Origin of the sequence: Candidatus Accumulibacter vicinus (assembly GCF_000584955.1) — a bacterium.
GTDB classification, from domain to species: domain Bacteria; phylum Pseudomonadota; class Gammaproteobacteria; order Burkholderiales; family Rhodocyclaceae; genus Accumulibacter; species Accumulibacter vicinus.
Map to the genome: position 1 here is coordinate 166023 of NZ_JDSS02000006.1, position 13694 is coordinate 179716.

Below are 13694 nucleotides of genomic sequence, written 5' to 3' on the forward strand. Positions count from 1 at the left end.
ACACCAAGCTGGAATCCAAATGCTCGACAACCTGACCCAACGCCTTGCCCGCGTCATGAAGACGTTGCGTGGCGAAGCACGCCTGACCGAATCCAACATTGCCGATGCCTTGCGTGAAGTGCGCCTCGCCTTGCTCGAAGCTGATGTCGCTTTGCCCGCGGTCAAGGCTCTGATCGCCGCCGTTCGGGAAAAGGCGGTTGGCGAGGAAGTGATCGGCTCGCTGAGCCCGGGACAGGCACTGGTCGGGGTCGTTCATCGCGAACTTACCCAGCTCATGGGCGAGGCTCATAAAGGGCTGAATCTGGCCACACAACCACCGGCAATCGTTCTGATGGCCGGCCTGCAGGGTTCCGGCAAGACCACCACGGTCGGCAAGCTCGCCAGAATGTTGCGCGAGACGCAAAGAAAAAAGGTGCTCGTGGTTTCCTGCGACGTCTACCGCCCGGCGGCAATCGAACAGTTGAAAACGGTTGCGGCACAGGCGGGTGCCGATTTCTTTCCCTCGGCGACGACCGACCAGCCGGTCGATATCGCACGCCAGGCGGTCGACTGGGCAAAGCGGCACTACCACGACGTCCTGCTCGTGGATACTGCCGGTCGGCTGGCAATCGACGAGGCAATGATGAAGGAAATTGCCGATATTCACGCCGCCATCAGGCCCATCGAGACTCTTTTCGTCGTCGATGCGATGCTCGGTCAGGATGCCATCCATACCGCGCGGGCGTTCAGCGATGCACTACCGCTGACTGGCATCATCCTCACCAAGCTCGATGGCGACGCGCGTGGGGGTGCCGCCCTTTCGGTTCGGCACGTCACTGGCCAACCGATCAAGTTTGCCGGAATCGGCGAAAAACTGACGGGCCTCGAAGCCTTTCACCCGGAGCGAATGGCGTCGCGAATCCTTGGCATGGGCGACGTGCTGTCGCTGATCGAGGATGCGCAGAAGGGCATCGACGAAGAAAAGGCGCTTGAGTTCGCGAAGAAGCTGAAATCGGGCAAGGGCTTCGATCTCAATGACTTCAAGGACCAGATCGGCCAGATGCGCAAGATGGGAGGGCTGTCTTCGATGATCGAGAAGCTGCCGGCGCAATTCTCGCAGGGAGCCGGTCAGCTACCGGCAGGCAGCGAGGAAAAGGCGGTCGCGAGGATTGAAGGCATTATCAATTCGATGACCCCCACCGAGCGCAGCCGGCCCGAGTTGCTCAAGGCCGCACGCAAGCGCCGCATTGCCATGGGTGCCGGAGTTCAGGTGCAGGAGGTCAACCGTCTGCTCAAACAATTCGAACAGGCACAGAAAATGATGAAGCAGTTCTCCAGAGGGGGCATGGCGCAGTTGATGCGTGGCATCAAGGGGATGCTGCCGGGGATGCGATGATGCCCGCAGTACCGGTTCACAGCCCGGTCAACGTAGCGCCAGCTTGCTCTTCGTATAGGACCACTGATTCTGCCAGGCCATGCGTACCATGTTCGGGTATTCGGGCTGGCCAAGGCTGCCATTGTAACGGCCCAGCGCGCGGTAGAGGTCGCCACGCTCGATGTCGAGATAGTGGCGAAGGATGGTGCACCCGTAACGAAGATTGGTGCGCAAATGAAAGAGGTTGTCATCGCCGGTTCCGACGAGCTTGATCCAGAATGGCATCACCTGCATAAAACCTCGCGCGCCGGCGCTTGATACCGCGTATTTCTTGAAACCGCTTTCGACCTGGATCAGGCCGAGTACCAGTTGAGGATCGAGACCTGCGCGCGTCGCTTCGTAGTGCACCGAGCGCAGGAATTCGAAACGGGCTTCACGGTCAGGGATGCGCTTCTCAAGCCGGCGTGACATCTCGGTCAGCCAGTCGATCGCCTCCATCGAATCCTGAAACGAGCTCCTTGGTGGCGCCCGATCCGAAACCGTTCTCGATAGAGCCGACTGCACACTCGCCGAAAGGGGTTCATACTTCTGCGCCCCGGCGTGTACCGCCATTGGCAACAGGAGCATGAACAGCACCGCTACGCAGCGCACAGCCGGTCCTTCAGGAACTGGCCGATCTCGGTCATCGGCAGCATCTGCGATTCGGCGTCGACCCGGCCCTTGTATTCGAACTTTCCTGCCGCAAGTCCGCGTTCACCGACCACCACGCGGTGTGGGATGCCGATCAGCTCCATTTCGGCGAACATCACACCCGGACGCTCATTGCGGTCGTCAAGCAGAACGTCGATACCGGCGTGCATCAGTTCGGCGTACAAGGCATCGGCTGCTGCCCGCACCGCATCGCTCTTGGCATAAGCCATGGGAACGATGCACACCTGGAACGGCGCAATCGCCGCCGGGAAAATGATGCCGCGTTGATCATGCCCCTGTTCGATGGCCGCGCCAACGACGCGGGTCACGCCAATGCCGTAACACCCCATTTCCATGACCCGGCCCTGACCATTTTCGTCGAGAAAGCCGCATTTGAGTGCTTCGGCGTACTTGCTGCGCAACTGGAAGATGTGCCCCACTTCAATGCCCCGACACAGTTCGAGCGTACCCCGCCCATCCGGCGACCGGTCGCCGGCGACGACATTCCGGAAATCGCCGACCAGTGTCGGCTCGACCAGATCGCGAACGAAGTTGACACCGACAAGATGGAAACCCTGCGCATTGGCGCCGCAAACGAAGTCGCTCATCACCGCCACACTGCGATCGGCGAAGACCGGTATGTTGGCAATACCGACAGGACCAATATAGCCAGGCGGGCCGCCAAGGGCTGCAGCGATCTCATCGTCGCGCGCGAAACGGAACTCGCCGATGGTCTTCTGGGCCTTGAGTTCGTTCAACTGGTGGTCACCGCGCAGCAGGATCAGCGCCAGCCGACCTGAACCTTCTGCCGCGTCATTCAACACGATGGCGATGGCCTTGACCATCTTGGTTACCGGAATGTCGAGGAATGCAGCGACATCCTCGCAGCGAATACGATCTGGTGTGGCAACCTTCTGCAGGTCGACAGTTGCTGCGGAGCGTCCATCCGGCGGAGCCAGGGCCTCGGCCAGTTCGACGTTGGCAGCAAAATCCGAATCCGGACAATACGCCAGTGCGTCCTCGCCGGAATCCGCCAGGACGTGAAACTCATGTGATCCAGTACCGCCGATCGAACCCGTGTCGGCAGCGACGGCACGGAACTTCAGTCCGAGACGCGTGAATATCCGCGTATAGGTGTCGAATATGTTTCGGTATTCGCGCTGCAGGTCATCGAAGCTGCTATGGAACGAGTAACCGTCCTTCATCAGAAATTCGCGACCGCGCATGATACCGAAACGCGGCCGGATTTCGTCGCGAAACTTGACCTGTATCTGGTAGAAGTGCACGGGCAACTGGCGATAACTCTTCACCTCTCTGCGCACGATATCGGTGATCACCTCTTCATGCGTCGGACCAATGACGAAATCGCGCTGGTGCCGATCCTTGCAGCGCAGCAGTTCAGGGCCATACTGCTCCCAGCGCCCGGACTCCTGCCACAGTTCTGCTGGCTGCACTGCCGGCATCGACAGCTCGATTGCTCCCGCGTCATTCATCTCCTCGCGGATGATCTTCTCGACCTTGCGCAGCACGCGCAACCCGATCGGCATCCAGGTATAGATCCCACCCGCCAGCCGTTTGATCATCCCGGCACGCAGCATCAGCTGGTGGCTGATGACTTCAGCGTCAGAGGGCGCTTCTTTGAGCGTGGACAGAAAAAACCGTGTGGTACGCATCGGAATTGGTTTGGCAGGGATGAAGCCGCGATTTTACTCGACAGACGACCAAATCGCGATGTCAATCGTGGCACACGAAGTATGTTTTCATTTGACCGGAAGCCCACTAATAGGCTATTTTTGCCAGTTTGAGCCGAACCTTTCCGATGCCACAACCAAACTCCGGGCACCTTGCAGACAATGCCACCTCCGGCAAGGCAGGAACAGCTGTTGGTGAACTGAAATTCGAAGCAGCACTCGCCGAACTCGAACAGATCGTTCAGCATATGGAGGAGGGCCGCCTGCCGCTCGAAGAATCGCTGGCCGCATATCGACGCGGTAGTGAGCTGCTCCAGCACTGCCAGCAGCAACTCAGCGACGCCGAACGCCAGATCCAGATTCTCGAGAATGGCACGCTGCGCGATTTCAAGTCGGCAGGCGGAGAGGCGCCATGAGCACGCCTTCCTTGCAGCCTGCCAATCCCCACAGGCTGTCCTTTCCGGACTGGATGTTCAGTGTTCAGGATCGACTGGAAACAACGCTTGCCCACTGCCTGCCGCCCGGCGAGGCCATTCCAGGCCGTCTGCACCAGGCCATGCGCTACGCCACCCTGAATGGCGGTAAGCGGGTGCGCCCATTGCTGGTGTTCGCTGCCGGTGAATTGACCGACGCTGCAGCAGAGCGACTGGCAGTCGCCGCCAGCGCCGTCGAGCTGATCCATAGCTACTCGCTGGTGCATGATGACCTGCCGTGCATGGACGACGACGTGCTGCGCCGCGGCCAACCAACCTGCCATGTCGAGTACGACCAGGCAACCGCTCTGCTGGTTGGTGACAGCCTGCAGTCGCTAGCTTTCGAACTGCTGGCGCGCGCGGATTTTGGTGACCCCTGCCGGCAACTGGAAATGTTGCACCTCCTGGCGCGCGCCAGCGGTTCCTGTGGCATGGCTGGCGGGCAATCGATCGACCTTGAGGCAGTCGGCAAGCGACTCAATCAACCCGAACTCGAATTGATGCATGCGCTCAAGACGGGTGCCCTGATCCGTGCCGCCGTGCTGCTCGGTGGACTGTGCGGCCAGGCACTGACGGTTGCAGAACGTGCATCGCTGGATCGCTTTGCAAAACGCGTCGGCCTGCTGTTCCAGGTCGTCGACGACATCCTCGACTGCACGGTCAGCACAGCGACGCTGGGTAAGACGGCAGGCAAGGATGCAGCCGCCGACAAACCAACCTATGTCACCTTGATGGGACTCGACCGCGCACGTGAGTTTGCTGCCGATCTCAGGGAACAGGCAATCGAAGCCCTCGCCATTTTCGATGTACGCGCTCAGCGGCTGGTCGAACTGACCGATTTCATCACTCAGCGCAAGTTCTAAGACCCACTTCTGTCTGCCACCGAGCGCTTCAGCAGGACGACCCATGACTCGTTACCCTCTCCTCGACACCATCTGTGATCCTGCGCAGGTTCGCAAACTTGAGCGCAAGCAACTGCCGCAACTCGCCGACGAGTTGCGCAGCTTCCTGGTGGAATCGGTAGCCAGGACCGGCGGGCATCTTTCTTCGAACCTCGGCACGGTCGAACTCACGGTCGCCCTGCACCATGTATTCGACACCCCGCACGATCGCCTGGTATGGGACGTCGGCCACCAGACCTACCCGCACAAGGTACTCACCGGTCGGCGCACCGGCATGGCCAGGCTGCGAATGCACGGCGGCGTTTCGGGTTTTCCAAAGCGCAGCGAAAGCAGGTACGACACTTTCGGTGTCGGTCACTCATCCACCTCGATCTCGGCTGCCCTTGGCATGGCGCTGGCCGCCAAGATCAAAGGCGAGTCGCGCAAGGTCGTGGCGATCATCGGCGATGGCGCAATGTCCGCCGGCCAGGCTTTTGAAGCACTGAACAATGCCGGCGTGGCGGACGCCGACATGCTCGTCGTGCTCAACGACAACGACATGTCGATCTCACCTGCGGTGGGTGCCCTCAACCGCTACCTGGCGCGGCTCTTCTCCGGGGGCAGCTTCAATGCCGCTCGCAAGGCAGGTGAGAAGATTCTCGACTTTTCGCCCTCGCTACGAGAATTCGCCAAACGCGCCGAGGAACACGTCAAGGGCATGCTGACACCTGGCACCCTGTTCGAGGAAATGGGATTCAACTATATTGGCCCGATCGACGGCCACGACCTCGAATCGCTGATCCCCACCCTGCAGAACCTGAAAAATCTGAAGGGGCCGCAGTTCCTGCATGTGATCACCAAGAAGGGGCAGGGTTACAAGCTGGCAGAGGTTGACCCGATTCTCTACCACGGGGTCTCGAAGTTTCAGCCCGAGGTCGGGATCGCCGGTAGCCCGAGCGGGGCCAAGCCCAGTTACACGCAGATTTTTGGCGACTGGCTCTGCGACATGGCGGCGGCAGACCCGAAACTCGTCGGCATCACCCCGGCCATGCGCGAAGGATCCGGCCTGCTGCGCTTCAGCCAACGCTACCCTGACCGCTATTACGATGTCGGTATTGCCGAGCAGCATGCCGTCACCTTTGCCGCTGGCCTGGCTTGCGAGGGGCTGCGACCGGTTCTGGCGATCTACTCGACCTTCCTGCAGCGCGGCTACGATCAACTGGTGCATGATGTGGCGCTGCAGAATCTGCCAGTGGTCTTCGCGCTGGACCGCGGCGGCCTAGTCGGCGCCGATGGACCCACCCACCATGGCGCTTTCGACCTCTCGTTCCTGAGCTGCATCCCCAATATGGTAGTGATGACCCCGTCCGACGAAGACGAGTGTCGCAAGATGCTGACCACCGCCTACCGCCTCGACGGTCCCAGTGCGGTTCGCTACCCGCGCGGCAGCGGTGCCGGCGTGGCCGTCGACAAGGAACTGGTCGGACTACCGGTGGGCAAGGGCGAAATCCGCCGTATCGGTAGCGGCGTTGCGCTGCTCGCCTTTGGCAGCATGCTGACGCCGGCTCTCGCTGCCGCCGAAGAGCTCGATGCCAGCGTCGCCAACATGCGCTTTGTCAAACCAATCGACCGCGACCTGATCATTGCGCTGGCTGCGGAACATTCTCTGCTGGTCAGCGTCGAAGAGAATGCCGTGATTGGTGGTGCCGGCTCAGAGGTCGAACGGGTCCTCGAAGACATCGCCAGTTCGGTTCGCCTGTTGCGGCTGGGAATCCCCGACCATTTCATCGAACATGGAGATCAAGCACTGCTGCTGGCTGAAATCGGACTCGACCGCGAAGGAATTGTCCGTGCAGTACGCGCACATCAAAACGGCACGGCGGATTCGGGCGAGTCGATGCCACCGTCCCAAAAATAATTACCTGGAGCAGCAATGAACGCACCCGAAACCTCACGCAGCCCCGCCGTCATGGTCGACGTCCAGGGCTCGACCGATACCCGACAGATCGCCATCAACAAAGTGGGGATCAAGGCCATCCGGCACCCGGTCAAGGTGCTTGACAAATCTGGCGGCATCCAGCATACGATCGCCATCTTCAACATGTATGTCGGCCTTCCGCACAACTTCAAGGGCACCCACATGTCACGTTTCGTGGAAATTCTCAACAGCCACGAGCGCGAGATTTCGGTCGAGAATTTTCCGGCCATGCTGCGTGAAATGGTCAACCGGCTGGAAGCCGAAACCGGCCATATCGAAATGAGCTTTCCGTATTTCATCAACAAGACGGCGCCGGTCTCCGAAGTGCAGAGCCTGATGGATTACGACGTGACGCTGATTGGCGAGATCTGCCACGGCCGCATCGAGTCTACGATCAAGGTCACTGTCCCGGTCGCCAGTCTCTGCCCGTGTTCAAAACAGATTTCCGAGCGTGGCGCTCACAACCAGCGCTCTCATGTCACCGTCACCGTCCAGATCAACGATCACCTGTGGATCGAAGAACTGGTTCGCTTCGTCGAAGCCGAGGCCTCCTGTGATCTGTATGGCCTGCTCAAACGCCCTGATGAAAAATACGTCACCGAGCGGGCTTACGACAATCCGAAGTTCGTCGAGGATATGGTGCGCGATGTGGCAGCACGTCTCAACGCTGAGCAACGTATCGACGCCTACGTGATCGAGTCCGAAAACTTCGAATCAATCCACAATCACTCAGCTTATGCACTGATCGGAAACGACAAGCGGACTCCTCCGGCTTCCGCTTGAGGCTACCCCGAAGAATGCGACGAAGTCTCTCCCGACTTCGTCGCGTTTCAGCAGGATGGTGGGGGGGGTTCAGCGCTGCCGACGGACCAGTTTTTCCTTGATCCGCGCCGACTTGCCTGACCGCTCGCGCAGGTAGTAAAGCTTGGCACGCCGTACGTCACCGCGACGCTTCACTTCAATCGCCGCCACCAGCGGCGAATAGGTCTGAAAGGTACGTTCGACACCCTCGCCGGACGAAACCTTGCGGACGATGAAACTGGAATTGAGGCCGCGATTGCGCTTGGCGATCACCACGCCTTCGTAAGCCTGCAGGCGCTCGCGAGCCCCTTCCTTCACCTTGACCTGGACGACGACTGTGTCGCCCGGTGCAAACGGCGGTATGACCTTGCCCAGACGGGCGATTTCTTCCTGCTCAAGTTGCTCGATCAGATTCATTGTTGAACTCCATGCAAGCGAATTACGCTTTATTGTCCTGACCGCATTGCTCCTGAAACTTCACCAGGAGTTGCGTTTCCGATTTTGACAACGCGCGCCCAGCCAACAACTCGGGACGTCGCTGCCACGTCCGACCCAGCGCCTGCTGTAGGCGCCATCGTCGTATTTCCTCATGGTGACCAGAGAGCAGCACCTCCGGCACCCGCAGCCCGGCGTATTCCTCGGGCCGCGTATAGTGCGGGCAATCCAGCAAGCCCGCCACAAACGAATCCTGTTGTGCCGACTCGGCGTCGTTGAGCACCCCTGGCAACTGTCTGACAACTGCGTCCAGAAGCACCATCGCCGGAATTTCTCCCCCCGAGAGGACGAAATCTCCGATGGAAATTTCCTCATCGACACAGCGTGCGATGACCCGTTCGTCAATTCCTTCATAGCGCCCACAAACCAGCAGCAGTGCTTCATCGGCCTGGGCCATGCGCAGCACCCGCGCATGGGTCAATAGCGTGCCCTGCGGTGACAGGCAGATGACGCGGCTGGCAGGCACACCCAGCGCCTGCTGCCGCGCTCGTGCCGCCTCGATTGCCGCTTCCATGGGCGCTGGCATCATCACCATCCCCGGCCCACCGCCATACGGACGATCATCGACGCTCCGGTGCCGGTCGCAAGTAAAATCACGCGGATTCCACAAGTTCAGGCTCCAGCGCCCGGTTTTCAGCGCCTTGCGCGTCACCCCCGCGTGCGTGAGCACGGCAAACATTTCGGGAAACAAGGTCACGACATCAACAATCAGCGACCTCACCTCTGGTGCAATCACCAATCCGTTTCCCAGTCAACGCGAACCCATCGCCCGGCGAGGTCCACATCCAGCACGATCGCAGCCACAAAAGGCAACAGTCTTTCGCCACTCTCGCCATCGCCAACCCGCAGCACGGTATTGGCCGGCGTTTCAATCAAACCGAGAATCCGACCCAGTGATTGATCGCAAGTATTGCGTACTTCCAGACCAACGAGGTCGGCCCAATAGTATTCGTCGGCCGCCGTCGGCGGCAAGGCTACACGCGGCACGCCAACCAGAGCGCCGCTCATCGCTTCAGCGGCGGTACGATCGGCCAGGCACGCGAGCTCGGCAAGCAGCAGACCGTTGCGGAGCTGGCATCTGAGCAGTTTCGTCTGACGCCACAGATTGGGGGCATCGCCCTCCCGACCAACCCACCAGTGAGTCAGTCGCGACCAGCTCAGCGGATCGTCGGCAAACGGATGTACGCGCACCCTACCCTGCAGCCCGGAGGCAGATACAATCTTGCCGAGGACAACGATGTCGGCAGGCGGGGATTCCTGGGCAAGCACTCCGCTCGTGTCAGGCACGCACGCAACAGCCAAGGCTCAGGCTGCTGCGGCCTTGATCGATTGCTTGAGCAGACGAGTCACCGTCGGCGAAGCCTGGGCACCCTGCTGCTGCCAGTAACTGAGGCGATCAGCCGCAATGTGCAGCCCCCGCTCATTGCCTGCAGCCTGCGGGTTGTAGAAACCGATGCGCTCGATGAAGCGGCCATCGCGGCGAGCGCGCGAATCAGCGACCACCATATTGTAAAAGGGGCGCTTCTTGGCACCACCACGGGCTAGGCGAATAACAACCATGTCAATCTCTTCCAAATCCAGGAAAAAGATGGAATTATAGCAAGAAAGCAAGAAAAGATGCGCAGAGCGTCGCGGCGATCACGAGGACAGCGATCCACCAGGCGCAGGAAACCACTGCAACAGAAACTTCGCTTGCCCACCAGTTTGCACTCACAGGTATAATCCGCTTAATCAAAGTGGTGACACAAGGCTCTGATTTTAAGGAATGCTTCTGGGCTCCGCGGTAGCTGCCCTGTGCTGCCACAGGCCAGACAACGACCATGCTGACAGCAGCATGATGCAAACTCCAACTCCTTTGGCAGATTGCTGATGACCGAAACCGCTTTTAACCCTGCTGGCACAGTTCGCAACGCTGTGCATCAGATGGACATACGAAACATTCTCCAGTGGCTCACGTCGCCAGCGGCACCGCAGCCGGTTGACGAACTGCCGATATTGCGATCCCATCTGCAGGCGTTACGCGAGATCCAAGTCACCTCAGTACAACGCGCTCATGCGCTCGACCGCATGTACAAGCGCGGCATGCGGGTCATCGCCTGCCTGCTCCCGTCGCTGACCAGAGACCTGGTACTCCCTGTACCACGCAAGACACGCCGCATCGTGAATGGCGTTCTGGGCCTGCTGCAAATGCTCGCTGACGATATGCTGGCACTGCTGGAGGAATCCTCCCTGGCCCGGCCACCCGAGCTGGCACTGTGGCGAAGTCTGCAAGCCCTTGCGCAACAGCTGATGATTAGTCACCTGATTGCCTGTCCAGCCCCCACTGGCGCCTGGCAGCAGCTGCATCAGACCTATGCAAGGGCGCGACGTCTGCAGGTGGATACAGCGGTCCCGAGAGGCACCTCGCGCAGGCTGCAGGACGTCTATTATTCGGCAGTCCTGCTCGGCTGTGCTCAGCCCACGTCACTGACGCCACAGGAAGTCCTGTTCCTTGCTGACTACTTTGAACGCTTTTCCGATCAGGTTGAACCGATCTCCACGGAGCTGTCCGTCACTTCGGCAACTTTCTGGATCGATCCCGCGCGCGACGTAGCCGCCTTCTCTGCCCTACGCAAGCTCTCTCGACCCACCGCCCCGCTCGATTGTTTTTCATGCGTTCGCCTGTGCTTCCTGCTCAGGGCTCAGATTGCCCAACTCGACGCGGGCATCTCCGCACCAGAGCTGAACCTGCCGGACTTCGCAGGCACGTCAGCCGGACGCGGTGTTCTTGGCCGCCTCGCAACTCGCTGGAGCGACTTAGGAAAACGCCGCTTTATTCGCCGCAGACAGAACCACCGCGCACTCCTCGGTTCAGGCATCGATGGACTGTGGCATCTCGGCCAGAAAGGCGCGCCGGCAAGTGTCAACGTATCGACGTGGATGGTGACCAATGAAAGTCCCGAGGGCTATGCCGTCATGCATGTCTCCGGCAACACCGGGGTACTGTCGGTTGGGAATGTGGTCGCGATTCGCACAGACGCTGACCAGAACTGGCAGGTTTGCCTAGTTCGCTGGGCTTTGTCGGAAAACCCCGAGCATCTTGAACTCGGTTTGCAGATTCTCGCGCCCAAGGCAGTCCCGGCCATTCTCGCCCAGCCCTCCCATGATACGGGAACCGAGTATCTGCGAGTTCTTATTCTGCCGGAAATCCCGAAGCTTCGTTCCGGTCAGTCGCTAGTGGTCGCCACAGGAACCTTGCCGAAAGAACGCGAGAAATTGCTTCTGCTGATCGAGGGCGACAACGTCAGTGTGCGTGAAGTCAGCAGGACCGGCATTGAAGAACAAACCGGCAGCGTCGAGATCATGTCGATCGCACCTATACAGAACCCTTTTTAATGTGAAAGTCGCGGAGCCTGCTCCGTGCCCATCGAGCGACTCCGGCGTGCAAGCCGGAATGCGCCTGCAAGGGAGGGAAACGGTCATGACTTTGATGATCGGGGGCACCTGGAAAAGTCATGACCGTTAGGGGGGCGAATGACGATTTCCAGTATCCCTGAACTCGGGCAGGGTCGCCGCAACCAGCGCACCCAGCAGTACCACCGCCCACGACAGATAGAGCCACAAAAGAAACATCGGTAGCGTCGCGAACGTACCGTAAACGGCGGTGTAGGTTGGAAAGTTTGACAGGTACAGCTCGAATCCCTTTTGCAACAGCAGGAAGCCCAGCGCGGCAAACAGGCCGGCCCATGCCGCGTCGCGCGTCGCCACCCGGGTATTGGGAAGAGCATGGTAAAGCCCGCCAAGAAACAAGCTCGCGACCACCAACCCGAGTGCCTTGAACAGGATTTGCCTGACCCACGGCGGCTCGTCCAGAACGCCAAGCGAAGTGGTAACAGCATAAGAGGTGGCCAGCAGCACGCTACCAATCACCACCGGCCACAAGGCAACCAAAGCGGCAAACAAACGCAGGCGCCGCCACCAGGGGCGCGTCTCCCGCACCAACCAGACGTGATTGAAGGCGCGCTCAATGGTCAGCAACAGCATCAGGACCGTCACCACCAAAACCAGCGAACCAATCACAGTGACCTCGGCCGCCTTCTGGGAAAACTCGAGGATGTAAGCGATGATCATCTCGGCGCCACGCTCCGGCAGCAGGCTGCGGGCCAGAGAAAGCTCCAGCTGCTCAACCATGCTCGGGAAAAACGGAACAAGCGCGACAATGCTCAGGACCACAGCAACCAGCGGCACCAATGAAAGCAGCGTGGTGAAGGCGAGGCTGGCGCTGATCTGATCAAAGTTCTCCTCGACAAAGCGACGCCAGACGCGCACCACGAAACGACGCCAAGGAAAATGTGAGGTCAACATAAGGTGGTTATAAAATAGAGTGATGTCCGAAATTCTCGTTCTTTACTACAGTCATCATGGTTCAGTGCGCGCCATGGCTCAGCAGATTGCCCGCGGCATCGAGTCAACCGGGCGTGCTACGGCACGTCTGCGTACCGTCCCCAAGGTCTCGTCGGAGTGCAGCACCCGCGCACCGGCAGTGCCTGCTGCCGGAGCACCTTATGTCGAGGCGGCCGACCTTGCGGAATGCATTGGGCTGGCACTCGGCAGCCCAACCCGATTCGGCAACATGGCTGCGCCAATGAAGTACTTCTGGGACAGTACCGCAGCCGAATGGTCTGCCGGAATACTGGCCGGAAAACCAGCCTGCGTGTTCACCTCTACCGCCAGTCAGCATGGCGGACAGGAGAGTACGCTGCTATCGATGATGTTGCCGCTCCTGCATCACGGCATGCTGCTGATCGGCCTGCCTTATACCGAGACGGCACTTTCCACCACTCGCAGTGGTGGGACTCCTTATGGCGCCAGCCATGTCGCCGGTGGCGAAAGCAACCCGACACTCAGTGATGAAGAACGGCGTCTCGCTTTCGCGCAGGGACGAAGACTCGCGACCATCGCCCTGAAGCTCGACACCTGATGCGCCGCGGTCTCTACCTGATGGCATGCAGCAGCCTGATTGCGCTGATTTTTTTGTGTCTCGCCTGGGAGTTGCGCCTGGCACCGGTCCAGCCCGGCGGTTCCTGGCTAGCCCTGAAGTGCCTGCCGCTGCTAGCGCCGCTGTTCGGGATACTGCATGGCCGCCGCTATACGTACCAGTGGGCATCGATGCTGATCCTGCTCTATTTCACTGAAGGCATCGTGCGCGCCACCACCGAACAGGGTACTGGGCAGTGGCTGGCGATCGCCGAAACCATCCTGGCGCTGATCTTCTTTGGCGCCAGCGTCGCCTGCGCCAGACTGACCCGCCCCTCGGCACGCTGAATCAACGCCAGGCCCACTCCGCGCTGG

15 protein-coding genes are annotated in these 13694 nt (G+C 60.0%); 8 read left to right on the forward strand and 7 right to left on the reverse strand.

What is annotated here, in order from left to right:
- Positions 1-19 precede the first annotated feature (19 nt).
- Positions 20-1375, forward strand: coding sequence for a signal recognition particle protein (gene ffh / locus CAPSK01_RS01560; protein ID WP_034921404.1), 1356 nt, complete (start codon positions 20-22; stop codon positions 1373-1375).
- A 27-nt stretch (positions 1376-1402) separates the two neighbouring features.
- Here the strand turns inward: ffh and CAPSK01_RS01565 are convergent, their stop codons facing one another.
- Together CAPSK01_RS01565 and CAPSK01_RS01570 are read right to left on the reverse strand one after the other, a co-directional pair.
- The gene (locus CAPSK01_RS01565) at positions 1403-1981 is read right to left on the reverse strand and encodes a lytic transglycosylase domain-containing protein (protein ID WP_273702862.1); all 579 of its coding nucleotides are present in this window, start codon (positions 1979-1981) and stop codon (positions 1403-1405) included.
- A gap of 11 nt (positions 1982-1992) precedes the next feature.
- On the reverse strand, positions 1993-3717 hold the full coding sequence (locus CAPSK01_RS01570) for a proline--tRNA ligase (RefSeq protein ID WP_034921410.1): 1725 nt from the start codon (positions 3715-3717) through the stop codon (positions 1993-1995).
- 146 nt (positions 3718-3863) lie between these two features.
- On the opposite strand from CAPSK01_RS01570, the gene CAPSK01_RS01575 reads away from it, so the two are divergent.
- Genes CAPSK01_RS01575 through folE2 form a run of 4 tightly spaced genes read left to right on the forward strand, consistent with a single transcriptional unit; the run spans position 3864 to position 7850 of the window.
- Positions 3864-4151 (forward strand): exodeoxyribonuclease VII small subunit, encoded by a 288-nt coding sequence (locus tag CAPSK01_RS01575; RefSeq protein ID WP_273702863.1) that lies wholly within the window; start codon positions 3864-3866, stop codon positions 4149-4151.
- Positions 4148-5071, forward strand: a complete 924-nt coding sequence (locus CAPSK01_RS01580) for a polyprenyl synthetase family protein (protein ID WP_273702864.1) — start codon at positions 4148-4150, stop codon at positions 5069-5071. The genes CAPSK01_RS01575 and CAPSK01_RS01580 overlap by 4 nt, the downstream gene beginning before the upstream one ends.
- Positions 5072-5114: 43 nt before the next feature.
- Complete coding sequence (gene dxs, locus CAPSK01_RS01585; protein ID WP_034921413.1) at positions 5115-7007, forward strand: 1-deoxy-D-xylulose-5-phosphate synthase; 1893 nt, start codon at positions 5115-5117, stop codon at positions 7005-7007.
- 15 nt (positions 7008-7022) lie between these two features.
- On the forward strand, positions 7023-7850 hold the full coding sequence (gene folE2 / locus CAPSK01_RS01590) for a GTP cyclohydrolase FolE2 (protein WP_034921416.1): 828 nt from the start codon (positions 7023-7025) through the stop codon (positions 7848-7850).
- Positions 7851-7919: 69 nt separating this feature from the next.
- Here folE2 and rplS read toward each other — a convergent pair whose 3' ends face one another.
- The 4 genes from rplS to rpsP are packed head-to-tail and all read right to left on the reverse strand — an operon-like array spanning position 7920 to position 9923.
- Complete coding sequence (rplS, locus tag CAPSK01_RS01595) at positions 7920-8285, reverse strand: 50S ribosomal protein L19 (RefSeq protein ID WP_034918938.1); 366 nt, start codon at positions 8283-8285, stop codon at positions 7920-7922.
- A 22-nt stretch (positions 8286-8307) separates the two neighbouring features.
- Positions 8308-9099, reverse strand: a complete 792-nt coding sequence (gene trmD / locus CAPSK01_RS01600) for a tRNA (guanosine(37)-N1)-methyltransferase TrmD (RefSeq protein ID WP_273702865.1) — start codon at positions 9097-9099, stop codon at positions 8308-8310.
- Positions 9096-9650 (reverse strand): ribosome maturation factor RimM, encoded by a 555-nt coding sequence (gene rimM, locus CAPSK01_RS01605; protein ID WP_273702866.1) that lies wholly within the window; start codon positions 9648-9650, stop codon positions 9096-9098. The genes trmD and rimM overlap by 4 nt, the downstream gene beginning before the upstream one ends.
- Before the next feature lie 18 nt (positions 9651-9668).
- The gene (gene rpsP / locus CAPSK01_RS01610) at positions 9669-9923 is read right to left on the reverse strand and encodes a 30S ribosomal protein S16 (protein WP_034921418.1); all 255 of its coding nucleotides are present in this window, start codon (positions 9921-9923) and stop codon (positions 9669-9671) included.
- 309 nt (positions 9924-10232) lie between these two features.
- Between rpsP and CAPSK01_RS01615 the strand changes: the two genes are divergently transcribed.
- Positions 10233-11738: a hypothetical protein gene (locus CAPSK01_RS01615; protein WP_034921421.1), complete on the forward strand. Its 1506-nt coding sequence runs from the start codon at positions 10233-10235 to the stop codon at positions 11736-11738.
- A gap of 126 nt (positions 11739-11864) precedes the next feature.
- Here CAPSK01_RS01615 and CAPSK01_RS01620 read toward each other — a convergent pair whose 3' ends face one another.
- Positions 11865-12707, reverse strand: a complete 843-nt coding sequence (locus tag CAPSK01_RS01620) for a YihY family inner membrane protein (RefSeq protein ID WP_273702867.1) — start codon at positions 12705-12707, stop codon at positions 11865-11867.
- 22 nt (positions 12708-12729) lie between these two features.
- Here CAPSK01_RS01620 and wrbA point away from each other — a divergent pair, with 22 nt between their 5' ends.
- Complete coding sequence (gene wrbA, locus CAPSK01_RS01625; protein WP_034921667.1) at positions 12730-13323, forward strand: NAD(P)H:quinone oxidoreductase; 594 nt, start codon at positions 12730-12732, stop codon at positions 13321-13323.
- Complete coding sequence (locus CAPSK01_RS01630) at positions 13323-13667, forward strand: DUF2069 domain-containing protein (RefSeq protein ID WP_034921424.1); 345 nt, start codon at positions 13323-13325, stop codon at positions 13665-13667. The genes wrbA and CAPSK01_RS01630 overlap by 1 nt, the downstream gene beginning before the upstream one ends.
- The last annotated feature ends 27 nt before the right edge of the window (positions 13668-13694 follow it).

Bases quoted from the DNA above. Each gene is read 5' to 3' on its own strand.
- ffh (WP_034921404.1), top strand. From the start codon at position 20: ATGCTCGACAACCTGACCCAACGCCTTGCCCGCGTCATGAAGACGTTG.
- CAPSK01_RS01565 (WP_273702862.1), bottom strand. From the start codon at position 1,981: ATGCTCCTGTTGCCAATGGCGGTACACGCCGGGGCGCAGAAGTATGAA.
- CAPSK01_RS01570 (WP_034921410.1), bottom strand. From the start codon at position 3,717: ATGCGTACCACACGGTTTTTTCTGTCCACGCTCAAAGAAGCGCCCTCT.
- CAPSK01_RS01575 (WP_273702863.1), top strand. From the start codon at position 3,864: ATGCCACAACCAAACTCCGGGCACCTTGCAGACAATGCCACCTCCGGC.
- CAPSK01_RS01580 (WP_273702864.1), top strand. From the start codon at position 4,148: ATGAGCACGCCTTCCTTGCAGCCTGCCAATCCCCACAGGCTGTCCTTT.
- dxs (WP_034921413.1), top strand. From the start codon at position 5,115: ATGACTCGTTACCCTCTCCTCGACACCATCTGTGATCCTGCGCAGGTT.
- folE2 (WP_034921416.1), top strand. From the start codon at position 7,023: ATGAACGCACCCGAAACCTCACGCAGCCCCGCCGTCATGGTCGACGTC.
- rplS (WP_034918938.1), bottom strand. From the start codon at position 8,285: ATGAATCTGATCGAGCAACTTGAGCAGGAAGAAATCGCCCGTCTGGGC.
- rpsP (WP_034921418.1), bottom strand. From the start codon at position 9,923: ATGGTTGTTATTCGCCTAGCCCGTGGTGGTGCCAAGAAGCGCCCCTTT.
- CAPSK01_RS01615 (WP_034921421.1), top strand. From the start codon at position 10,233: ATGACCGAAACCGCTTTTAACCCTGCTGGCACAGTTCGCAACGCTGTG.
- CAPSK01_RS01620 (WP_273702867.1), bottom strand. From the start codon at position 12,707: ATGTTGACCTCACATTTTCCTTGGCGTCGTTTCGTGGTGCGCGTCTGG.
- wrbA (WP_034921667.1), top strand. From the start codon at position 12,730: ATGTCCGAAATTCTCGTTCTTTACTACAGTCATCATGGTTCAGTGCGC.
- CAPSK01_RS01630 (WP_034921424.1), top strand. From the start codon at position 13,323: ATGCGCCGCGGTCTCTACCTGATGGCATGCAGCAGCCTGATTGCGCTG.